Source organism: Bartonella sp. AA83SXKL (genome assembly GCF_042196965.1).
Taxonomy (GTDB): Bacteria; Pseudomonadota; Alphaproteobacteria; order Rhizobiales; family Rhizobiaceae; genus Bartonella.
Genome location: NZ_JBHIRG010000279.1, coordinates 1 through 606, shown reverse-complemented (window position 1 = coordinate 606; position 606 = coordinate 1). Strand labels below are relative to the sequence as shown.

The 606-nt window shown below is 39.3% G+C and carries 1 protein-coding gene and 1 pseudogene; both read left to right on the top strand.

Annotated features, from left to right (window positions below; all coding sequences use genetic code 11):
• Positions 1-363 (top strand): annotated as a pseudogene (locus ACFINO_RS11105) (transcriptional regulator); the annotation flags it as partial.
• A 24-nt stretch (positions 364-387) separates the two neighbouring features.
• Positions 388-606 (top strand): helix-turn-helix domain-containing protein (locus ACFINO_RS11100; protein ID WP_375655902.1); only part of this gene is annotated, 219 nt, incomplete at its 3' end.

The window sequence follows — 606 nt, the reverse complement described above, 5'->3', positions numbered from 1 at the left end:
TCCATCCTCAGTAATTAACGCCTATTATACAGCCTATAACATTAATCCTCATTGGCTTGTCACTGGTGAAGGTGAAATGTTTAGTGATATGGCAAAAGCGAAAGCAGCAGGTTTTAAAGCACCTACCATCCCTACTGGACTCATGAAAAAGCTCGGTCGCATAGCTTATACAACCTATCGCGATGCAAATATAAAACTCCCCCCTGAAGATATAGCGGAATTAGCGGCAGAGCTTATAAAAAGTTGCAAGAGCTTGTTCAAAACATCAATGATAGTGAAGAAGTAGAACTTACTTTGCCTCTTCTAAAATTGCATTTAAAGCGTCAAATAGAGGCTGAAAATGCACATCCAGAAACTAAATAAGATACAGCTTAATGCCTCTTTAATATGACACGACAAAGAAATGAACCCAAAACCCCATTAGCAAGACGCCTCATAGAGGTAAGAAAGCTTGTAGGCTTATCTCGTGATATATTTTCTCTTAAAATTGGTATTAGTATTCAAGGGCTTGGCAATTACGAACGCGGTGATAGAACCCCAGACGCAGCCGTTTTAACATCATATGGAGAAAAATTTGGGGTCAACCTAAATTGGCTTTTGACTGGT